The sequence below is a fragment of the Geodermatophilus sp. SYSU D00691 genome (assembly GCF_054050275.1).
This window is the reverse complement of the sequence record NZ_JBJGYZ010000011.1, coordinates 115,913-134,160: the sequence shown is the minus strand read 5'-3', so window position 1 is coordinate 134,160 and position 18,248 is coordinate 115,913. Positions and strand designations below refer to the sequence as shown.

The following is an 18,248-nucleotide window of genomic DNA, read 5'->3' as shown; positions in this document are numbered from 1 at the left end:
GGTCACCCGCCGGGGCGGAACCCACCCTGCGGCGGGCCCTGCTGCGGCTGCGGCTGGGGTTGCGGCGGCGCCAGCGCCATGCCCGGCGGCGGGAAGGGCACGTACGGCCCGGCCGTGATGACCGGACCCATCGCGTCGCGCCAGATCTGCGCGGCGTACCCGCCGCCGTAGGTGCCGACGTCCTGGTTCTGCTTCGGGTTGAGCACCATGACGCTGGCGGTGTAGCGCGGGGTGTAGCCGATGAAGGCGATGGAGAACCGGTTCTGGCTGGTGCCCGTCTTGCCGGCGACGTCGTGCCCCGGGATGCGCGCCCGGGTGCCCGTGCCGATCGGCAGCGCGGTGTCGCCCACCAGGATCGCGTTGAGCGTGGTCGCGACCGACGACGGGATGGCCTCGACGACGCAGTGGGTGCCGGTGTCGACCGGCGGGCCGTCCGCGGTGAGCCGGAACGGCTGCCCGGCCGGGTCGAGGATCTGCGTGACCGGGATGGGGTCGCACTGCGTGCCGTTCGCCGCGAGCGTCGAGTACGCGCTGGCCAGGGCGAGGGGGCTGGTCGCCTCCGCGCCCAGGGTGAACGAGCCGCGGTTCTCGGCGACCACCTGGTCGGCGACCGGGTCGAGCGAGAACAGCCCCATCCGCTGCGCCGCCCGGACCGGCCCCTCGACGCTGCCCAGCTGGTCCTCGAGCGCGACGAAGTAGGTGTTGGAGGAGCGGATCAGCGCCTCGACCATGCTCAGCGTCGGGGGGTAGTTGCCGGCGTTCTGCACGGTGTACGGGTCGCGGCCGTTCTTGTAGACCGTCGACGTGTAGGGGTCGGGGGTCGTGATCGTGTGCCACGGCGGGAACCCGCGCTCGAGGGCCGCGGCCGCCACGAACACCTTGTAGGTCGAACCGGCGCCCTGGCTGGCCGCCACGTTGAGGTTCACCGACTCCTGGGCCGGGTCGTTGACGTCGTAGCCGAAGACGCGGTTCACGCTCATCGCCTGGACCAGGCCGGTGCCCGGCTCCACGGAGGTGAAGATCGCGGCCAGCGGCGCGCCCATCGGCTGGGTCCGCAGCACCGCGGCGTCGCCGGACCGCTGGACGTCGGGGCGCAGCGTGCTCTGGATCGTGAGCCCGCCGTTCTCCAGCACCGACTGCGGGATGCCCAGCGTCCCGGTGAGGTGGCGCTGCAGGAAGTCGCAGAAGAACCCGCCCAGCACGGCGCCGACGCACCCGTTCGGCGGGGGCGGGCTCGGCGTCACGGTGACCGGCGCGGCGGTGAGCGTGGCGTGGTCGGCGTCGGACAGGTGGCCCAGGGCGTGCATGCGCGAGAGCACCTGGTTGCGGCGGGTGAGCGTCCGGGCGGGGTCGTCGATGGGGTTGTCGGCCGTCGGCGTCTGCACCAGGCCGGCCAGCGTGGCCGCCTGCAGCACGTCGAGGTTCGCCGCGTCCACGCTGAAGTAGCGCCGCGCGGCGGCCTGGATGCCGTACGCCCCCTGCCCGAAGTACACGAGGTTGAGGTAGCGGGTGAGGATCTCGTCCTTGGAGTAGCGCTCCTCCAGGGCCAGGGCCAGCCGGGCCTCGCGCAGCTTGCGGCCGACGCTCTGCTCGGTCGCGGCCTGCCGCTCCTCCGGCGTCTCCGCCTGCTCGACCAGGGACTGCTTGACCAGCTGCTGGGTGATCGTGGAGCCGCCCTCGAGGACGGCGCCGGCGATCAGGTTCGACACCAGCGCCCGCAGCGTGCCCTCGACGTCGAGGCCGTTGTGCTCGTAGAAGCGGGAGTCCTCGATGTCGACCAGCGCCTGCTTGACCAGCGGCGAGATCGCCTCCGAGGGCACGGGGGTGCGGTTGTGCCGGTAGAAGTACGTGAGCACCGAGCCGTCGGCGGCCAGGACGACGGTGTTGCCGGGCGGCGTCGCGTCGCCGAGCCCCGAGTCCTCGGGGCTGAGGAGCGTCGCGGAGTTGCTGGCCACCAGGCCCGGGCCGACCACCCAGGGGGTGAGGACGGCGGCGGTCAGCGCACCGGCCAGCGGCAGCGCGACGAACAGCAGGGCCAACGCCCGGAGCTTGGGGTGCCTCCGTCTGAGCACGACCGACTCCGCTTCCCCCCGGGCGCTCCCGTGCGGGGGCCCGGCGCGAGCCCAGCGGATCCGGACGGTTCCGGACCCGCGCTATGCGGGAATCATGGCCGAGCGCACCCCTCGGCGAAAGTCGGTTGCGCGCGACGCGATCCGGTCGTGACCGGACCGTCCGGACCGTCCCGGCGGCGCGCTCGTCGCAGCCGCCGGGACGCCGGGCTCAGGGGGTCACCGGATCGCGCGGATCTCGGTGCTGGTGGTGGACAGCGGCGACCACGCGTCGGGGTGCGGCCGGCCGGCGTCGGCGACCCAGGAAGGGGTGCGCTCCGCCGTCGTGCGGCCCCGCTGCGGGGCGGGGCGGGCGCTCAGGCCCACGATGACGGCGAGGAGCACGAGCAGCCCGACGAGGACTCCACCGATGACCAGCAGCGTCGAGAGCATGTACCCAACGTAAGCGGATGAACCGTTCCGTGTCACCGGGCCGGGGCAGGCAGATCTCCCCGAAGATCGGCCCCCGCTTGCGCACAGTTCGCCGGTTGACACGACACGCCGGGTCACTGCTCTCGGCAGCTTCCGCCGCATGCAGCGGTGGACGTGGTGGGCGCGGTCGCGCCGGGTATGGCGGCGCCGTGGCAGGTGGAGGACGGCGGGGAGCAGGTCTCCCGGAGGCGGCCGGCCGGCTGGTCGGCGCGCCCCTCGGCGCGCTGGCGCGGTGGCGGCAGGGCAAGCCCATGCACCCGCGCGGCGTGGTGTTCGACGGCGAGCTCGAGAGGGGGACCGGGACGGAGCCGTTCGGCGTCACCTGGCTCGACGAGCCGGCCCGCGACCGCGTCGTCGTCCGCCTCTCGCGGGGTGCGGGGCTGCCGCCGGCGCTGCCGGACCTGCTCGGCCTCGCCGTCCGGATCCCGGACGGACCGGTGGACCTCCTGCTGAGCACCACGGGAACCGCGCCGCTGCTGCGCCTGCTGCCCACGGTGCACCGGGACCCCGCCGCCGCCTACACCTCGCTCATGGGCTACCGGTCCGACGCGGGGACGCTGCGCCTGGCCGCGTTCCCCGACGGGGGCAGCCGCCGGTTCACCCTCGCCGCGGCGCGCGGGCAGGGACCGTGGCGGTCGTTCGGCCGGCTGGTGCTGGCGGCCCCGCGCGGCTCGCTGGACCCCGACGTCCGCTTCGACGCGGTGCGGCACCCGCCGCACGGTCTGCTGCCGGACGGGCCGATGGCGCGGTTCCGGGCCCCGGCCTACGCCGCGGCGCGGGCGGGCCGCGACGCCCCGCCGCCTGACCTCGACCCGTGACGGCGAGCGGGGTGCCCGGCGCGCACCTGCTGGTGCACCTGCGCCGGGCGCGCGACCACATCGACCGCTGCTACGCGGAGCCGCTCGACCTCGACGTCGTCGCCCGCGTCGCCGGGGTGTCGAAGTTCCACCTCGTGCGGTGCTTCGAGGCGACCTACGGCGAGACGCCGATGCGGTACCTGACCCGTCGGCGGATCGAGCGCGCGCAGGACCTGCTGCGGCACGCCAACCTCACCGTGACCGAGGTGTGCACCGGTGTGGGGTTCGCCAGCCTCGGGTCGTTCTCCACCCGCTTCCGGGAGCTGGTGGGCGAGAGCCCGACCGCCTACCGCGACCGGTGGGCGGCGCGCGGCGGCCCGCACGTGCCAGGCTGCTGGCTGTTCATGGCCGGCGTGCTCGACCCGGGCGGGGTCAGCGGCACCGCGCCGGCCAAGCGCGCAATCTCGGAGAAGCCCCGGAGCGACGCCCCGTCCTAGCGTTCTCCGCATGATCACCAACGTCTCCCTCGTCACCGTCTACTGCCTCGACAAGGACGCGGCGCGCGACTTCTACGTCGACGTCCTGGGCTTCACGCCCCGCACCGACATCACCATGGGCGAGGGCTTCCGCTGGGTCACCGTGAGCCACCCCAGCCAGCCGGAGCTGGAGATCACCCTCATGACGCCCGGCCCGCCGCTCGACGAGGAGGCCGCCGCCTTCGTCCGCCGGTCGCTCGAGCGCGGCTCGATGAGCTCGCTGGGTCTCTCCGTCGACGACTGCCGCACGACCTTCGAGGAGCTGTCGGCCAAGGGCGTGGAGTTCCTCCAGGAGCCGTCCGAGCGGCCCTACGGCGTCGAGGCCGTGATGCGCGACAACTCCGGCAACTGGCTCGTGCTGGTGGAGCCGCGCGCCTTCGAGCCGGAGGACTTCGCCTGAGGCGTCGCCTCGAGTTGATGGCTGTGGTCACTCCAAAACCCGGTGACAGCGCGCGCGGGTGGTGGTTGCATGGCGCCGCCCGAAACGCCGCACGGGGGTCCGACGAGCGGGAGCTGTCGTGGAACCCGTCACCTCTGCACCCGTCCGGTCGCGTCGCATCCGCCGGGTCCTGCCGAGCATGCGCGCCCTGCTGGTGGCCTTCAGCGTGCTCACCGCGCTGGCCGTGGGGGCGCTCTACGTCATGGCCGAGAACACCCAGGACTTCTTCGCCTGGACCATCCAGCCGCCGCTCACCGCCGCCTTCCTCGGCGCCGGCTACGCGGCGGGGTTCGTGCTCGTCGTCCTCTCCCTGCGGGACCCGGTGTGGGCGCACAGCCGCGTCGCCGTCCTGACGATCCTGGTGTTCGTCGTCCTGACGCTGATCGCGACGCTCGTCCACATCGACCGCTTCCACTTCTCCGACGAGTTCGCCGAGAGCGGGTTCATCGCGCGGGCGGCCGCGTGGTTCTGGCTCGGCGTCTACGTCGTCGTGCCCGTGCTCATGCTGGCGCTGATCCTGCCCCAGGAGCGCGCGCGGGGGATCGACCCGCCGCCGCGCAACCCGGTCCCGCTGTTCCTGCGGATCGCGCTGGGTGCCGAGTCGCTGCTGCTGACCGTCGTGGGGGTGGCGCTGTTCGTCGTGCCCTCGACGTCGGAGCGGCTGTGGCCGTGGACGCTGACCCCGCTGACCGCCCGGGTGGTGGCCGCCTGGCTGCTCGCGTTCGGGCTCGCCACGGCGTTCGGGGCGTTCGCCGGTGACCTGCGCCGGCTGCGCACCGCCGCCATCGCGTACACGGTCTTCGGCGTGATGGTGCTCGGCGCGGTGCTCCGCTTCGCCGGCACGATGGACTGGGACGACCCGCCTACGCTGACCTTCGCGGTCACGACGGTCGCCGTCGTCGCCACCGGCGCGACCGGCTGGTGGCTCGCCCCCAAGCCGCGCCGGGTCCGTTCGTGAGCGACCGCCAGCAGGCGGCCATCGTCGTCCTCACCCGGGACGAGGCCATCCGCGAGCGGATGACCCGGGAGCTGCACCGCCGCTACGACCGCGACTTCGCGGTGGTCGCCGGCGCGGACGCCGCCGCGATCCGCGCCGGCCTCACGGAGGCCGACGACCCGCCGGTGGCGCTGCTGTTCGGCGGCTACGGCGACGCCGACACCGACGGGCTGGACCGGTTGCGCGAGCTGCACGCCGAGCACCCCGGGGCGCTCACCGTGGCGATGGTCCGCTGGGGCGCCTGGGAGACCGCCCGGCCCATCTTCGAGGCGATGACGCTGGGCCAGCTCGACCGCTGGGTGAACGCGCCCGAGCAGGTGGCCGACGAGGAGTTCCACCGCCGGGTCACCGAGTTCGTCGAGGAGTGGGCCGACCGGCGCGGCGGCGGGTTCGAGGCGGTCCGGATCATCGGCGACCGCTGGTCGGAGCGCGCGCAGCACCTTCGTGACACGTTCACCCGCAACAAGATCCCGATCGGCTTCCACGACGCCGACTCCCGCGCGGGGCAGGCGATGCTGGCCGACCTCGGGCTCGACGAGCCGCGGCTGCCCGTCGTCGTCCTGCGCTTCCGCCCCGAGCGCACGGTGCTGCAGGACCCGAGCGACCTCGACATCGCGATCGCCTTCGGCCTGCTGACCCCGCTCGACCCGGAGGCCGTCCACGACGTCGTGGTCGTCGGCGCCGGACCCGCCGGCCTCGGCGCCGCGGTCTACGCGGCCTCCGAGGGGCTCTCGACGCTGGTCGTCGAGCCCGAGGCGATCGGCGGGCAGGCGGGCACCAGCTCGCTGATCCGCAACTACGCGGGCTTCCCCGACGGCGTCAGCGGCAACCGGCTGGCCTTCGACGCCTACCAGCAGGCGTGGGGCTTCGGCGCGACGTTCCACTTCATGCGCGGGGCGACCGGCCTGTCCACCGACGGCGACCTGCACACCGTCGCGCTCGACGACGGCACGTCGGTGTGCGCGCGGTCCGTCGTCGTGGCGACCGGGGCCAGCTGGCGGCGGCTGGGCGTGCCGGAGCTGGAGGAGCTGACCGGCCGGGGCGTCTTCTACGGCGCCGCGATCGCCGAGGCCCCGGCGATGCGCGGCCGGCACGTGTTCGTCGTCGGGGGCGGCAACTCGGCCGGGCAGGCGGCCGTGCACCTCTCCCGGTACGCCCGGCGGGTGACCGTGCTGATCCGGCGGGCCGACCTGACCGCGACGATGTCGGACTACCTCATCCGCGAGCTGGAGGCGATCCCGAACATCGACGTCCGCGGCCGGGCGCAGGTGGTCGGCGGCTTCGGCACGGACTTCCTGGAGAGCGTCGTCGTCCGCGACCTCGACACGGGCGAGGAGACCAAGGAGGAGGGCGTCCTCTTCGTGCTCATCGGCAGCGAGCCGCGCACCGACTGGGTCCGGGGCGTGCTCGCCTGCGACCGGTGGGGCTTCCTGCTCACCGGCGCCGAGCTGGCCGGGCCGGACGCGCCGGAGGCGCCGCGCTGGCCGCTGGAGCGCCCGCCGGCGGTGCTGGAGACGAGCACCCCGGGCGTCTTCGCGGCCGGGGACGTCCGCGGCGGCTCGGTGAAGCGGGTGGCGTCGGCGGTGGGGGAGGGCGCCCTCGTCGTCACGCTGGTGCACGCGCACCTGGCGGCGGTGCGGCGGGCGCCGGCGTGACCACGTTCACTCGATGGGGCGCAACCGGATTGGGCGGGGGGTCGGCCGGGTAGGCGGAACGGACGGCGGTCCGGGTCCGCGGGCCGTCGACCCGTCCGAGTCGCAGCGCACCGCCTCCTGCGGAGCCGTGCACGACCGCTGGAGGAACGCGCCCTCGTGTCCGCGCCAGGCCGTCCCGGAGCCCTCCGGGTGGCCACCGTGCCGTTCGCCGACGCCTACGTCGAGGTGGTGCTGCCGCCCGGCGCCGTGCGCGTGGGCCCGGACGGCGAGCCGAGCCCCTGGCTGGACGCCGGGTACCTCGTCGCACACGCCGGCGAGGTCGACCTGCTGCACGTGCACGGCGGCTACGGCCACCTGCCGGTGGCCGCGCTGGAGCACTGGACGGAGACGGTGCGCCGGCTGGGCATCCCCCTGGTGCTGACGGTGCACCAGCTCCGCGAGGCGGCGCATCCCACGCGCACCCGGCACGACGCGCACCTGGCGGCCCTGCTCGCGACCGCCGAGGTCGTCCTCACCCTGACCCCCGGGGCGGCCGACGAGATCGCCGCGCGGTACGGGCGGACGGCGATCGTCGTCGCCCACCCGTCGGTGACCGAGCCGGTGCCGGAGCTCGGCGCCGAGCGGGGGACCGTCGGGCTGGTCCTGCGCTGCCCCTCGCCGGCGGTGCCCGACCCGGCCGGGGTGGTGCGGGCCGCGCTGTCGGGCGCGGTCTCCGGCGGCGGGCGGCTGCGCGTCCTGCTCGGCGTCCCCGGCGATCCGGACGAGTCCGTGCCCGGCATCTGCGGTCTGGCCGCCGAGGGCGCGCTCGAGCTGGTGGTGCCCGGTGCGGACGACGCGGCGTGGGCCGCCGAGCTGCAGCAGCTGCACGTCGCCGTCCTGGCCGAGCGGTGCGGCACGCACTCCCGCGACCTGGAGATCTGCCGCGACGTCGGCACCCGCGTGGTCGCGCCCAGCTGCGGCTGGTTCGCCGACCAGTGGTCCGACGTCGTCACCTACGGCAACGACGAGCGGCACGGCTTCGACCCGGTGTCGCTCACGGTCGCGGTCGGCGCCGCCCTGGCCCGCCCCGCGTCGCGGCCGGCCGATCGCGCCTGGCGGGCCGAGCAGCTCGCCGCCGTGCGCCGGGTGCACGAGCAGGTGTACGCGCAGGTGGCCGCCGACCGCGCCGGGGTCTGACCTACCCCGCCTCGTCCTCGGGGCGTCCCAGCTCGGCGCCGGGCAGCCGGACGGTGAACACGGTCCGGCCGGGCCGGCTCTCCACCGCGACCGAGCCGTCGTGCGCGCCGACGACGGCGGCGACGATGGCCAGGCCCAGCCCGGTGCTGCCGGCCGCCCGCGAGCGGGAGGCGTCGCCGCGGGCGAAGCGCTCGAACACCTGCGGCTGCAGCTCGGCGGGGATGCCGGGGCCGTCGTCGGCGACCTCCAGGACGGCTGTGCCGGCGTCCACCCCCAGCCGCACGGTCGCCGTCGTCCCCACCGGGGTGTGCGCCCGGACGTTGGTGAGCAGGTTGGCGAGCACCTGGTGCAGCCGGGCGGCGTCCCCGGGCAGCAGGACGGCGACCGGCGGGACGTCGATCTCCCAGGAGTGCCCGGGCCCGGCCACCCGGGCGTCGCTGACCGCGTCGAGGACGACGACGCTGAGGTCGACCTCGCCGAGCTCGAGGTCGCGGCCGGCGTCGAGGCGGGCGAGCAGCAGCAGCTCGTCGACCAGCACCGACATGCGCAGGGACTCGGCCTCGACCCGGCGCAGCATGTGCGCCACGTCGTCGGGGGAGGGCAGGCGACCGTCGGCCTGCTGCCGCCGGAAGAACTCCGCGTAGCCGCGGATCGAGGCCAGCGGGGTGCGCAGCTCGTGGCTGGCGTCGGCCACGAACTGCCGCACCTGCATCTCCGAGGCCTGCCGCGCGTGCAGCGACTCCTCGACGTGGTCGAGCAGCCGGTTGAGGGCGGTGCCCACGCGCCCGACTTCGGTGCGCGGGTCGGTGTCGGCGGCCGGGACCCGCTCGGGCAGGGTCACCTCGCCGCTGGCCAGCGGCAGCTCCGTGACCCGGGTGGCGGTGGCGGCGACGTGCTCGAGCGGGCGCAGCGTGCGGCGGACGACGAGGACGCCGGCGATCGCGGCGGCGGCGAGCCCGGCCAGCCCGGCGACCACCTCGACGGTGACCAGGTTCTCGACCGCGTGGTAGGTCCGGCCGAGCGGCAGCCCGGTCAGCTCGACCTCGCCGTCGTCGTCGGTGGTGGCCACGACCCGGTAGGCGCCGAGCTCGCCGCCGAGGTGCACCGTGTGCGGCTCGCCGTCGGCCGGGACCTCGGCCAGGACGTCGCACTGCTCGCCGTCGAGGTCCTTCACCGGGCCGGCGTCGGTGATGACGGCGGCCTGCACGGTGATGCCGTCGACGATGACCGCGGCCACCGTCCCCGCGGCCTGCCCCCGCTTGTCGAGGCCGTCGGGCTGGCCGTCGTAGCCGTCGTGGTCGTACCCGCCGGGGGGTGGGGACGGCATCCCCGCGTCGTCCCCGCCCGGGCCGGAGGCGCCGCGCTGGACGGCGGCGGCGAGCTGCTCGTCGGTCTGCCGGATCAGCTCCTGCCGCAGCGCCATCGTGGAGACCACGCCCACGAGCACCAGCACGACGCCGAGCGGGACGAGGAACGTCCACAGCAGCCGCGCCCGCAACGACAGACGTTGCGGGCGCCGCGGCCGGAGAGCTGCTCGACGGGTCAACTGGTGGCCGGCTTGATCATGTACCCGGCGCCGCGGAGCGTGTGGATCATCGGCTCGCGGCCGCGGTCGATCTTGCGGCGCAGGTAGGAGATGTAGAGCTCGACGACGTTGCCCTGGCCGCCGAAGTCGTACTGCCACACGCGGTCGAGTATCTGCGCCTTCGACAGCACCCGGCGCGGGTTGCGCATCAGGTACCGCAGCAGCTCGAACTCGGTGGCGGTGAGCCGGATCTCCTCGCCGGCGCGGGTCACCTCGTGGCTGGCCTCGTCGAGGGTGAGGTCGCCGACCACCAGCAGGCTGTCGTCGGCCACGGCACGGTTGGTGCGGCGCAGCAGCCCGCGCAGCCGGGCGGCGACCTCCTCGAGGCTGAACGGCTTGGTGACGTAGTCGTCGCCGCCGGCGGTGAGCCCGGCGATGCGGTCGGCGACGCCGTCGCGGGCGGTCAGGAAGATGACCGGCAGCAGGGGGGCGTCGGCGCGCAGCCGGCGCAGGACCTCCAGGCCCTCCATGTCGGGCAGCATGACGTCGAGGATGACCGCGTCCGGGCGGAACTCCCGCGCGGCCCGCACGGCGTCGGCCCCGTTGGCCGCCGTCCGGACGTCCCAGCCCTCGTACCGCAGCGCCATCGACAGCAGCTCGGTGATGGAGGCCTCGTCGTCGACCGCGAGCACCCGCAGCGGGGTGCCGTCCGGCCGGGTCAGGGGGCCGCCGGAGGCAGCGGTTTGCGTCATGGCGACCACTGTGGGGCCCGTTCCTGTGGATTGTCTGAGAGCGGGCGGCAGGTTGGCTGGGCGTTCGCCGCGTTCCCTCCCCGGGGTGAGGCGGGTGCCGGTCCGCTCGGCCGCGAGCGGAACTCCGCCGATCCTGTTCCGGAAGACGGAGGAGGGCGCATGACCGATCCACAGCAGCGGGACGAGGGCCACAACCCCGTCGTCCACCACGTGTCGGTCTACAAGACCCGGGCGCGGATGCTCGACGAGAAGCGGGTGGACCGGCGGGCCCGGCAGTTGCAGGAGGCCAACAGCTACGACGACTGGGACGGGTTGTCCGAGGGCGACAAGGAGCTCTGGCGGCACATGGCGCGCCTGGAGCTCTGCTGACGGAGGTGTGGGCAGGGGCGGGGTCGAACCGCCGACCTCTCGCTTTTCAGGCGAGCGCTCGTACCGACTGAGCTACCTGCCCCGACCGGCGCCGGAACACCGGAGAGCGACCCTGACGGGACTCGAACCCGCGACCTCCGCCGTGACAGGGCGGCGCGCTAACCAACTGCGCTACAGGGCCTTGCTGGTGGTGCTGCTGTGGTGCGTGCCCCCAACGGGGTTCGAACCCGTGCTACCGCCTTGAAAGGGCGGCGTCCTGGACCGCTAGACGATGGGGGCTCGTTCGCCGGGGGCAGGGAGAACGATACATGGCCTCCGGCGGGGTGCTGACACCACCCCGGGGGACACGGATCCCGCGGGTCGCGGCGCCCCCGGCGCGTCGGTCCCCGACCCGCCGTGTCCGCGCCGTCACGCTAGGCGCCGTGACCCACCGACGTGCCCTCCCCCTGCCGGTCGCCCTCCTCGTCGCCGGTGCCCTGCTGGCCGGCTGCGGCGGCCAGGGCCAGGAGACCACGGGGACCGACACCGCGGCCGGCAGCGGGACGCCGTCGGCCTCCGAGACGCAGGCCACCGCCACCAGCGAGCCGGTCGGGACCGCGGGCGGCAGCGAGCCGTCCTTCCCGGCGAACACCGAGCCGGACACCACCGAGGCCTCCCCCGATTCCCTGGTGACCGTCACCGGCATCCGCACCGGCCGGCAGGACGGCTTCGACCGCGTCGTGTTCGAGGTGGCCGGGACCGGCACGCCCGGCTGGGACGTCCGCTACGTCGACCAGGCCGCCTCGCAGGGCAGCGGCGACCCGGTCGAGGTGGCCGGCGACGCCGTCCTGCAGGTCACGATCACCGGCGTCGGCTACCCCTACGCGACCGGCGAGGAGGAGTACGCCGGTCCCGACCCGCTGCCGGGCGACGGAACCGGGACGGTGACCGAGGTCGCCTGGGACGCCACGTTCGAGGGCACGTCGGTGGCCTTCATCGGCACCGATGGCCAGGTGCCGTTCCGCGTCTTCGCCCTGTCAGGCCCCACCCGGATCGTGGTCGACCTGCGCGACGCCTGATCAGTTGACGGTGGCGGTGAGCTCCACGGAGTTCTCCGTCACCTCGGTGCACTCGAGCTGCAGCGGGCCGGCGGCGACGCTCTCGCCCTGGGCGCAGGTGACGCTGACGTCGCCGACGCCGAGGCTGGCGCGGCCGTTCTCCACCCCGCCGAAGCGCAGCTCGGTGCCGAGGATGTCGGCCGTCGCGCCGTCGCCGTTCAGGGTCACCGAGCACGAGCTCGTCGAGCAGGAGACGTTGTTCGAGGTGAAGGTGCACCCGGCCAGCGGTGCGAGCAGCAGCCCGCCGGCCAGGGCCGTGGCGGCCAGGCGCGCGGTTCGGGTGGTCGTCGTGGTGCTGCCAGTCATGCGGCGAGCCTAGGGCGGGCGCCGCCGGCGAGCGGGGACGTCGCGCCCGGCGTCAGGCGCGGTCGGGCGTGCGCGCGCCGAACACCCAGCGCAGGGCCACGAAGCGCAGCAGACCGATCGCGCCGGTGACCGCGGCGACGACGGCGAGCCGCGCGAGCGTGCCGGCGTCGTCGGTGACGGCGTCGAACCAGGCGAGCGCGAGGGCAGTGGCGACCATGCCGGCGACGGCGAGCCCGCCGCCCTCCCACTGGGCGGTGAACCAGCTGACCCGCTCGCCGGCGTGGAAGGTGAGACGCCGGTGCAGCTCGTTGGCCAGCATCGACGAGGCGACCGCGCCGACGAGGTTGGCGGGCTGGTGGCCCAGACCCTGGAGCAGCACGAACAGCACCCCGTAGAGGGCGCTGGAGATGCCACCGACGGTGACGAAGCGGGCGAACTGCGCGGTGCCGTCGTCCCGGGACAGGCGGTCGACCAGGCGCTGCCACGAGGTCGCCAGATGACGCGTCGGCGCCTCCCCCGCAGAGCGGTGGAGCAGCGCGCAGGTCATCTCGGGTCCTTCCGGGCAGTCGCCGGCAACAGCAATCCCTGTAGCCACCGGCACCGGCCGAACATGCCCGGCGCCGCTGTGCGAATCGTCACTCGTACCTATGACGGTTCTGCGGCCCCGGACTGAGCGGTCGGCTTCGCCGCACGTCAGCGGGGGTAGAGGGCGGCCATGAGCCTGATGGGTTTCCTGGACCGGATCGCCGACGTCCCGACCTTCGACAAGGCGATCGAGCCCGCGCGCCGGGTGGTCCGCTCCGCGCTGAGGCCGCCGGCGCTCAAGGACTTCCTGCACGGCACCTGGCTGGGGCACCCGCTGCACCCGGTGCTCGTCCAGGTCCCCGTGGGCAGCTGGACCTCCGCCGGGCTGCTGGACGCCGTCCCGGCGCTGCGCCCGGCCGCGACCGCGCTGATCGGGACGGGGGTCGTGGCCGCCGTGCCGGCGGCCCTGGCCGGCGCGGCGGACTGGTCGGAGCAGGACCCCGGTGTGCGCCGCCTCGGCGCGCTGCACGCCGCGCTGAACTCGGCGGCGCTCGGGCTCTACGTCGGCTCGCTGGTCGCCCGGGCGCGCGGCCGCGGGGGTCTGGGGCGGGTGCTGTCGTACAGCGGACTGGGGCTCGCGACGGCGTCGGCGTCGATCGGCGGGCACATGTCGTACGCGCAGTCGTCGGGGGCGTCGCACGCGGCGACGTCGGCACGGGGGCTCGGGTCGGACTGGATCGACCTGGGGCCGATGGACGACCTGCCCGAGGGGCGTCCGGCGCTGCGCACCGGGACCGGCGGCAGCGCGGAGGTGCCCCTGGCCGTGGTGCGCCGGGGCGGGCGCGTCGACGTCTTCATCGGTGCGTGCTCGCACCTGGCCGGCCCGCTGTACGAGGGGGCGGTCGAGGAGGTGCGGGGGAGGAGCTGCCTGGTCTGCCCGTGGCACGGCTCGTCGTTCGACCTGGACGACGGCGAGCCGCGGCGGGGCCCGGCCGCCAACCCGCAGGAGAAGCTCGAGGTGCGCATGCAGGCCGGGCACGTGCTGGCGCGGCTGCCGTCCCGGCACCAGTAGGGCGGAACAAGGCCGGCCCGGCCTCCCGGGGGGAACGGGGGCCGGGCCGGTGTCTGTGCATCGGCTGGGTCAGCGCGACGGCGATGACGCTACGTAACCGGGGCGGTGCTGCGGGATCCCCTGAACGGGTGGAAGATCCCGGGCAGGTGACGGGACGTGTTCGCGCGACGGTGCCCGCGCGGTTTCCCGGGTCTGGGAGACTCGCCCGTGCACGGGCCTCTAGCTCAACTGGCAGAGCAGCGGACTTTTAATCCGCGGGTTGTGGGTTCGATCCCCACGGGGCCCACCGCGCTGGCCTGCGGCTTTGCCCGCAGAGTCTGCGGCGTCGGTGGCTGCGGCGGCCGATGTGGTCGCAGTGTGGTCGCGTGCTGCGCTCGCGGCCCGATCGAAGGCCTGGTCGAGCAGCGTCCCCATCGCGTCCGAGGCGGCGCGGGCGACGTCCTCCGACGGGTGGTGGTAGGTGTCCACGGTGATGCCGATCGAGGAGTGCCAGAGCATCTTCGACACGGTCGCCATCGGCACACCAGCGGCGAGCATCAGCGACGCGGCGCCGTGCCGGAGGTCGTGCAGCCGCACCGGCCGCAGTCCGGCGGCCCGGGCGATCGCATCGAACCGGCGTGTGAGGTACTCCGGACGCAACGGCGAACCGTCCTCGCGGGTGAAGACCAGGTCGTGGTCGAGGTAAGCGCTGCCCCAGGCTGCTCGCTCGAGGTCCTGCCCGAGCCGGCGCTGCAGCAGCGCCTGGATCGCCCGGTCCGTGAGGGACACGAACGCGTCCGACGACCGAGTCTTGGGGGTGTCGAAGGCCAGCCGGCCGCCGACGTCGAGCACGGTCTGCCGGATCCGCGCCGTCTTCCCGGCGAGGTCAAGGTCGGCCCAGCGCAGCCCCAGAGCTTCGCCGCGGCGGAGATCGCAGGGTGCGATCACCTCGAACAGCGGGCCGAGCCGATCGGTTGCACCTCTGGTCGAGGAGCATTCGGCGGCGTGACCGTGCTCGCCACGTCGAACGCCAGGCGACGGGTCTTCACCGCGTAGGAGAGCGCCGAGCGCAGCGTCGCGTGGATCCGGCGCACCGTCACCGGTCCGCGGTCGCCGATGAGCGCGTCGGTCAGTAGTTGCTCGAGGTGCTCGGCGCGGAGCCGCTCGAGCTGCATGTGACCGATCGCCGGCACGAGGGGTCGCCCGCTGCGGTCATGGGGGCGCACGTCGGCCGAGCTGGCGCAGTCGGACGGGTTCCCCCGTCGAGGACTGCGCCGATCACCGCGTTGGTGCCGCGACCGACGGACCTTCGCCCTAAGGGCGGCTTAAGAGCGACTTCACGACCGCAGAGGCAACCCGGCGCTGACGAGGGCCGCTCCCGGACGCTTATGGGTCCGGCGCAGGTAACGGGGACTCATCGCGCGCCACGCCCAGGACACCCCGGCCATCCAGCCGGCCGTCCAGGCAGCCCCGGCGGCGGCGGTGGTCAGCAGGATCCAGCCGGCGCGTGACCCGTGCACGGGCCGGGCGATGTCGTGCGCCGCGAGTTCGAGGACGGGCTGGGCTGTCTGTTGCGCCGCGCGGCGCGGTCGGCCTGTGGGCGCCGCTGCCCGTTCCTCTTCCGAGCCAGGCACCCGTTCGGCGTCTGTCGGCCCCCGCTGGGCAGGGATGGCCGGCGCGGCAGCCGTCGTCCTCACCTGAGCGCGAGTGTCGTCCGTTGAGGTCATGGCCCGCTCCACCGACTCCTGCGCCGACGCGCCACGGCGAGCGTTGTCGCCGGGCACCACCGGGCCACAGCGGCACCGGCACGTCCTTTCTGAACGCCTGCAGGCCCGCAGTCGTCATCCACCCCGGACGACTTGGCGTCGGCGCGGCGACCAAGAGCTTCGCGATTCCCCGGCGATTTCTGCGATCTGGTGGCTATCGATGCCCGGAAAGCCACGAGATCGCAGAAGTCTCGGAGCGTAGGGCAGTCGCCCTGAGTGGGCCGTTCAGTGCGAACGGGGGGTGGCCGACGGCGCGCCTCCACAGCCGGTGGAAAGCGCTGTGACGTAATGCCCTGATGGGCCATGGCGAGGCTCAGGAGCGGGGGCTGTGGGCGATACCGCCCGCGGCGTTGTCCGCGTGGCTGGAGCTGCAGGCCCGGTTCGAGGAAGTCGGCACCGTCGAGTGCCAACAGCAGGACCATGCGGCCTGGTGGCCAGACAAGCGCGACCTCAACTCGCCGGCGACCCACGGCGCCATCGCGGCCTGCCGGCGCTGCCCACTTCGCGGCCCGTGTGCCCAGTACGCGATCGCGGCCGACGAGCGGTTCGGTGTGTGGGGCGGTACGACGCCGGACCAGCGGCGGGAGGCGGCGTCTTGACGTTCCTTGCGCCATTCGGGAACCCATGCGTCTCCCACCCCAGAGCCGACCATCGGAATACGAAGGGTGAGAGGCGCGCCCGTCCGACGCGGCGCCGCTGTGACCTGTGTTCCTGGCCGCAGAACGGTGCCATGGTTTCTCCCTCAGCTGAGGTCCCGCGGGGGCGCCGAGGGGACGATTCGCCGCTCACAAGGAAGTGGACGCCATGGCAGCTGACACAGGTGCCGTAGGGATTCCGACCTGGATGCACAGGTATGTCGAGGCATGGAACAGCCACGACCCGGCCAAGGTCCTCGCCTGCATGACCGAGGACGTCATCCGGGACGACAAGGGAGTGGGTGAACGCTTGCAAGGAGCCGATGCGCTCCGCCAGGGGATCGCCGACGTGGCGGAGAACTTCTCCAGCGACTACCGCATCGATCTTGGTGAGCTGATCCTCGCGACTGATGAGATGTACGCCGCGGAGTGGACGATGTCGGGCACCAATGACCGGGAGGACAAGGCGCGAGGCCTACCGAACACCGGCCGCCGGTTCCGCATCCAGGGGTTGTCGATCGGGCTGCTGCGCGACGGGAAGGTGGCCGAGGAGCGCCTGTACTACAACATGGCCGACTACCTCACCCAGGTCGGGCTGATGCCGCAAGCGCCAGCGCCGGCCACCGTCTGACTGACCTCGCGTCGGAGTCGCCTCCTCGGGGCGTTCACGGTGAGCCGGCAGACTGCGCGTTCTCCGTTTGGTGCACCGTGGCTCGGTACTCGAACCACGTCCGCCCTCGGCCGTCGATGGCGGTGATCGGCCCGGTGACCTCGAATGTCGACCAGTCCGCCGCTGCGTGCTAATCGAGCAGGAGGTACCGGAGCTGTGCCCGCAGACCGGCCGCGGCGCGCTCGAGGTGCTCGTAGGGCAGTGCGGTCGTCGCTGAGACCTCCATTCAGATGGAGGCCGCGATGATGGCGGCACAGATCCAGAACACCACGCCCAGACCGAACAGCACGAGCCAGATGATGCCGATGACGTAGAGCAGTCGTGTGTGCTTGCGGATGTCCTGCAAAGCCTCGGTGTGCAGATGGAGCCACTCCTGCATCTCTCTTGATGCGCCTCGTGTGCCGTCTGCCCGCGACGTTGGCCGGGGACCGTAGGGCCTGGCCGCGATACAGGGCACGGGTCGATCACGGCTCGTCACACCATCGGGCGAGTCGAAGTGAACTGGCGAGTCGAGTGGCCGAATCGAACGCGTGTGCGAGCCCGTCCGCCTGCTTGAGGAGCGTCGCTTCGACCCGCCCCGGCCCGTCGAGGTCGAGCTAAGCGGCCACCGGTGGCCGGGCATCTAGCACCCCTGGCGCCTCTGCGACGACGCCCGGTGATGGATGGCCGACGTCGAGTTCACGGCCGTCCACGAGTGGGGGCGGGGCAAGCATGTGCCGGTTGTGTCGCCGGAGAGGGTGAGGCCGCTGTAGAGGCGCCCTATTGCCTGGCATCTCCGCTTACCGTCTCGACGTGCCGCTGATCTATCACGTGGGCGGTCCGCGTGACGGGGACCTCGATGACTTGCCGGAAAGGGCACTGGCCACATCGCTGCTCGTCTACGACGGCCCCCGGTGGCTCGGCGTCTACGAACGATCGAGCCCGCAGCAGGTGAAGGAGACCCCACGCGGCCCGGCTGAGGTCTGGGTCGCCCGAGAGTAGAAGGCTCAGCCCAGCGCGCTGGGGTGCCGCGACGCCGACTTCCCCTGCTGCAAATGCTCCTCTGGTCGCGAAGCGAGCAGCCGCCGGTGCGCCGCTCGACGCGCCAGGCGCCCATGCTCTTCCGGCCGCATCGCCTGACGAGCCCGCAACTCCAACAGCATCGCGGTCTCCCGGTGCAGCGCGATCTGCCGCAGCACCTCCAGCACCTCTTGGTCGACGCTCACGGGAGGCGTCAGAGACGACTGGTCGGGGCCTCGACGAGACGGCACGCGTCGATGGTGGCGGCGCGTGATCAACGCGGCGAGTCGACCTTGGTGTAACCGCGCAAGGGGCTCAGCAAGCGATCGGCAATCTCACGCCGCCCAGGTCGCCCTGTGTACGTGCAACTGGTGTCGACGCTGCGTCAACGACCCGCCCGACCGCATCCGTTC

Annotated in this window: 21 protein-coding genes, 4 tRNA genes and 1 pseudogene; 13 read left to right on the top strand and 13 right to left on the bottom strand. The window is 73.6% G+C overall.

Going from position 1 to position 18,248, the window contains the following annotated elements; genetic code table 11:
• Positions 1-2: 2 nt before the first annotated feature.
• Positions 3-2,072: a transglycosylase domain-containing protein gene (locus ACI797_RS10910; RefSeq protein ID WP_456858618.1), complete on the bottom strand. Its 2,070-nt coding sequence runs from the start codon at positions 2,070-2,072 to the stop codon at positions 3-5.
• 216 nt (positions 2,073-2,288) lie between these two features.
• The gene (locus tag ACI797_RS10905) at positions 2,289-2,501 is read right to left on the bottom strand and encodes a hypothetical protein (RefSeq protein ID WP_456858617.1); all 213 of its coding nucleotides are present in this window, start codon (positions 2,499-2,501) and stop codon (positions 2,289-2,291) included.
• 188 nt (positions 2,502-2,689) lie between these two features.
• Between ACI797_RS10905 and ACI797_RS10900 the strand changes: the two genes are divergently transcribed.
• From ACI797_RS10900 to ACI797_RS10875, 6 genes are all read left to right on the top strand, one after another.
• Positions 2,690-3,358 carry a phosphodiesterase gene (locus ACI797_RS10900; RefSeq protein ID WP_456858616.1) on the top strand — a complete coding sequence of 223 codons (669 nt, stop codon included), beginning with the start codon at positions 2,690-2,692 and terminating at the stop codon, positions 3,356-3,358.
• Positions 3,355-3,834, top strand: coding sequence for a helix-turn-helix transcriptional regulator (locus ACI797_RS10895; RefSeq protein WP_456858615.1), 480 nt, complete (start codon positions 3,355-3,357; stop codon positions 3,832-3,834). Before ACI797_RS10900 ends, ACI797_RS10895 begins: the two co-directional genes overlap by 4 nt.
• Before the next feature lie 10 nt (positions 3,835-3,844).
• Entirely contained in the window at positions 3,845-4,273 is a 429-nt protein-coding gene (locus ACI797_RS10890) for a VOC family protein (RefSeq protein ID WP_456538477.1), read from the top strand.
• Between the two features lie 178 nt (positions 4,274-4,451).
• Positions 4,452-5,270, top strand: coding sequence for a hypothetical protein (locus ACI797_RS10885; protein ID WP_456858614.1), 819 nt, complete (start codon positions 4,452-4,454; stop codon positions 5,268-5,270).
• The gene (locus tag ACI797_RS10880) at positions 5,267-6,964 is read left to right on the top strand and encodes an NAD(P)/FAD-dependent oxidoreductase (protein ID WP_456858613.1); all 1,698 of its coding nucleotides are present in this window, start codon (positions 5,267-5,269) and stop codon (positions 6,962-6,964) included. Before ACI797_RS10885 ends, ACI797_RS10880 begins: the two co-directional genes overlap by 4 nt.
• 156 nt (positions 6,965-7,120) lie before the next feature.
• Positions 7,121-8,140 (top strand): glycosyltransferase, encoded by a 1,020-nt coding sequence (locus ACI797_RS10875; RefSeq protein ID WP_456858612.1) that lies wholly within the window; start codon positions 7,121-7,123, stop codon positions 8,138-8,140.
• Position 8,141: 1 nt separating this feature from the next.
• Here the strand turns inward: ACI797_RS10875 and ACI797_RS10870 are convergent, their stop codons facing one another.
• Together ACI797_RS10870 and ACI797_RS10865 are read right to left on the bottom strand one after the other, a co-directional pair.
• Complete coding sequence (locus tag ACI797_RS10870) at positions 8,142-9,638, bottom strand: sensor histidine kinase (RefSeq protein WP_456858611.1); 1,497 nt, start codon at positions 9,636-9,638, stop codon at positions 8,142-8,144.
• Positions 9,639-9,682: 44 nt separating this feature from the next.
• Positions 9,683-10,417, bottom strand: coding sequence for a response regulator transcription factor (locus tag ACI797_RS10865; protein WP_456858610.1), 735 nt, complete (start codon positions 10,415-10,417; stop codon positions 9,683-9,685).
• A 159-nt stretch (positions 10,418-10,576) separates the two neighbouring features.
• Between ACI797_RS10865 and ACI797_RS10860 the strand changes: the two genes are divergently transcribed.
• A complete protein-coding gene (locus ACI797_RS10860; protein WP_456858609.1) occupies positions 10,577-10,786 on the top strand; it encodes a hypothetical protein in 210 nt (69 codons plus the stop codon).
• Between the two features lie 8 nt (positions 10,787-10,794).
• Here the strand turns inward: ACI797_RS10860 and ACI797_RS10855 are convergent.
• The 3 genes from ACI797_RS10855 to ACI797_RS10845 all read right to left on the bottom strand — a co-directional run bounded on the left by ACI797_RS10855 (position 10,795) and on the right by ACI797_RS10845 (position 11,065).
• Positions 10,795-10,868: transfer RNA gene (locus ACI797_RS10855), tRNA-Phe, on the bottom strand.
• 25 nt (positions 10,869-10,893) lie between these two features.
• Positions 10,894-10,967, bottom strand: a tRNA-Asp gene (locus tag ACI797_RS10850).
• A gap of 25 nt (positions 10,968-10,992) precedes the next feature.
• A tRNA-Glu gene (locus ACI797_RS10845) sits at positions 10,993-11,065 on the bottom strand.
• Positions 11,066-11,208: 143 nt separating this feature from the next.
• Here ACI797_RS10845 and ACI797_RS10840 point away from each other — a divergent pair.
• The gene (locus ACI797_RS10840) at positions 11,209-11,844 is read left to right on the top strand and encodes an AMIN-like domain-containing (lipo)protein (RefSeq protein WP_456858608.1); all 636 of its coding nucleotides are present in this window, start codon (positions 11,209-11,211) and stop codon (positions 11,842-11,844) included.
• Here ACI797_RS10840 and ACI797_RS10835 read toward each other — a convergent pair whose 3' ends face one another.
• Positions 11,845-12,189, bottom strand: coding sequence for a hypothetical protein (locus ACI797_RS10835; RefSeq protein WP_456858607.1), 345 nt, complete (start codon positions 12,187-12,189; stop codon positions 11,845-11,847).
• Between the two features lie 52 nt (positions 12,190-12,241).
• Positions 12,242-12,736 carry a GtrA family protein gene (locus ACI797_RS10830; RefSeq protein ID WP_456538486.1) on the bottom strand — a complete coding sequence of 165 codons (495 nt, stop codon included), beginning with the start codon at positions 12,734-12,736 and terminating at the stop codon, positions 12,242-12,244.
• Positions 12,737-12,904: 168 nt separating this feature from the next.
• On the opposite strand from ACI797_RS10830, the gene ACI797_RS10825 reads away from it, so the two are divergent.
• Together ACI797_RS10825 and ACI797_RS10820 are read left to right on the top strand one after the other, a co-directional pair.
• Entirely contained in the window at positions 12,905-13,786 is an 882-nt protein-coding gene (locus ACI797_RS10825) for a Rieske 2Fe-2S domain-containing protein (protein ID WP_456858606.1), read from the top strand.
• A 213-nt stretch (positions 13,787-13,999) separates the two neighbouring features.
• Positions 14,000-14,072, top strand: a tRNA-Lys gene (locus tag ACI797_RS10820).
• 218 nt (positions 14,073-14,290) lie between these two features.
• Here ACI797_RS10820 and ACI797_RS10815 read toward each other — a convergent pair.
• Positions 14,291-14,713, bottom strand: a pseudogene (locus tag ACI797_RS10815) (site-specific integrase); the annotation flags it as partial.
• Positions 14,710-14,940, bottom strand: a complete 231-nt coding sequence (locus ACI797_RS10810) for a hypothetical protein (RefSeq protein ID WP_456858605.1) — start codon at positions 14,938-14,940, stop codon at positions 14,710-14,712. The pseudogene ACI797_RS10815 and the gene ACI797_RS10810, both read right to left, overlap by 4 nt.
• A gap of 887 nt (positions 14,941-15,827) precedes the next feature.
• Here ACI797_RS10810 and ACI797_RS10805 point away from each other — a divergent pair.
• Entirely contained in the window at positions 15,828-16,130 is a 303-nt protein-coding gene (locus ACI797_RS10805; RefSeq protein WP_456858604.1) for a WhiB family transcriptional regulator, read from the top strand.
• A 205-nt stretch (positions 16,131-16,335) separates the two neighbouring features.
• Entirely contained in the window at positions 16,336-16,797 is a 462-nt protein-coding gene (locus ACI797_RS10800; RefSeq protein WP_456858603.1) for an ester cyclase, read from the top strand.
• Positions 16,798-17,062: 265 nt separating this feature from the next.
• Here ACI797_RS10800 and ACI797_RS10795 read toward each other — a convergent pair whose 3' ends face one another.
• Positions 17,063-17,215, bottom strand: coding sequence for a hypothetical protein (locus ACI797_RS10795; protein ID WP_456858602.1), 153 nt, complete (start codon positions 17,213-17,215; stop codon positions 17,063-17,065).
• Positions 17,216-17,628: 413 nt separating this feature from the next.
• Between ACI797_RS10795 and ACI797_RS10790 the strand changes: the two genes are divergently transcribed.
• Complete coding sequence (locus ACI797_RS10790) at positions 17,629-17,817, top strand: hypothetical protein (protein ID WP_456858601.1); 189 nt, start codon at positions 17,629-17,631, stop codon at positions 17,815-17,817.
• A 5-nt stretch (positions 17,818-17,822) separates the two neighbouring features.
• Here the strand turns inward: ACI797_RS10790 and ACI797_RS10785 are convergent, their stop codons facing one another.
• Positions 17,823-18,041, bottom strand: coding sequence for a hypothetical protein (locus tag ACI797_RS10785; protein WP_456858600.1), 219 nt, complete (start codon positions 18,039-18,041; stop codon positions 17,823-17,825).
• Positions 18,042-18,248 lie beyond the last annotated feature (207 nt).